This is a genomic window from Arsenophonus sp. ENCA, from assembly GCF_002287155.1.
Taxonomy (GTDB): Bacteria; Pseudomonadota; Gammaproteobacteria; order Enterobacterales; family Enterobacteriaceae; genus Arsenophonus; species Arsenophonus nilaparvatae.
Genome location: NZ_NHNG01000232.1, coordinates 1 through 1,447 on the forward strand (window position 1 = coordinate 1; position 1,447 = coordinate 1,447).

3 protein-coding genes are annotated in these 1,447 nt (G+C 38.0%); 1 reads left to right on the top strand and 2 read right to left on the bottom strand.

Annotated features, from left to right (window positions below):
• Window positions 1-121: 121 nt before the first annotated feature.
• Window positions 122-325 (bottom strand): hypothetical protein, encoded by a 204-nt coding sequence (locus tag CBG25_RS06045; protein ID WP_290605313.1) that lies wholly within the window; start codon window positions 323-325, stop codon window positions 122-124.
• 66 nt (window positions 326-391) lie between these two features.
• On the opposite strand from CBG25_RS06045, the gene CBG25_RS06050 reads away from it, so the two are divergent.
• Complete coding sequence (locus CBG25_RS06050; protein ID WP_290605315.1) at window positions 392-811, top strand: transposase family protein; 420 nt, start codon at window positions 392-394, stop codon at window positions 809-811.
• Between the two features lie 33 nt (window positions 812-844).
• On the opposite strand, the gene CBG25_RS06055 is transcribed toward CBG25_RS06050, so the two are convergent.
• A partial coding sequence (locus CBG25_RS06055; RefSeq protein ID WP_290603686.1) for an integrase core domain-containing protein occupies window positions 845-1,447 on the bottom strand: 603 nt, incomplete at its 5' end.

Consider the following 1,447-nt stretch of genomic DNA (forward strand, 5'->3'; position numbering starts at 1 on the left):
AATGATTGCTTTACATAAACGATTATCTCGTAACAGCCGCTCTTTGTTGATCATTTCAAACCTTTATTCTCTAAGTTAAACCTCTTTTTATTCTCAATAGCGTGACAAAAAATGCAAGTCTCTATTCAGCAACTAGTTTTATAGAAGGTTCAACTAATCGCCATAGGTCTTTAGGGCGGAAACATCTACTTTTTAACCATCGGCTAACCGTGTCATGAGATAAAGGCGATGGGCTGACTTCTGATAACGCCAAACTAGAGTATCTTACACTGCTTACTTGCAAGAATATTTTATAGATATCTTTAATGCATGGATAACCGGACAAAATATGAACATCCTGATTTTTTCTTGTTTTTAAATTTATACTTCTTTTTTAGAGACTGCGAAACTCGTGTTGTATTTAAAATGTTATCCGACCTATGATTTGCAAGGACTTCTTTTTGGTTTAGATAGAACCCGGGTATGTCGCTGGGTAAAAATATTATTGCCGGTTTTAGAGATGACCTTGGGGCGAGAATGTGTTTTGCCCGCTCGTCAAATTCGCTCTGCTGAGGAATTTTTTCGCGCCTTTCCTGGAGTTAAAGACGTCTTTATTGATGGGACAGAGCGACCTGTCCAAAAGCCTAAGAATCTGCGTCGGCGAAAAAAAATGTATTCGGGAAAGAAAAGACAGACCACTCGAAAAGGGCTTATTATGACTGACGAAACAAGGCAAATTGGATTTATCCCCATGAGCAAAAATGGGCGCCGTCACGATAAACGCTTACTCGATAAAGTCGATATAATTTGTAGTAGCTCAGACTTGATCTGACAGTTACCGGTTATTTATACAGTATCTGTCAGGCTAAATTTGATTTAAATCTTTTTCTCTCCAAATTTGTTTTCCATCGTGTAAAGTTGCTATGGGTGTTCGACCGCAACACATTTTTCCTTGATGAGTACGCTGGTTATTGTATTCCTCTAACCATTTATCTAAATCAGTTTGTAATTCCTCTAAATTACCGTAGATTTTCTTACGAAAAACTACCTGGTAGAACTCTTGTAATACGGTTTTATGAAAACGTTCACAAATTCCATTAGTTTGAGGCGAGCGTGCCTTAGTTTTTGTGTGATCAATATCGTTGATAGCCAGATAAAGTTGATAATCGTGATGCTCAACTTTACCACAATATTCACTACCTCTGTCCGTCAGTATACGTAATATCGGTAATCCATGTTGGGCATAAAAAGGCAGAACCTTGTCATTTAATAAATCCGCAGCAGTTATCGAACTTTTCGTTGTGTAAAGTTTACAATGAACGACTTTGCAGTAAGTATCAATATAAGTTTGTTGGTAGATACGACCAACACCTTTTAAATGACCAACATAAAAAGTGTCCTGCGACCCCAGGTAACCCGGATGTGCTGTTTCAATCTCACCACTGGCTTCATCATCCTGTGCTTTCTT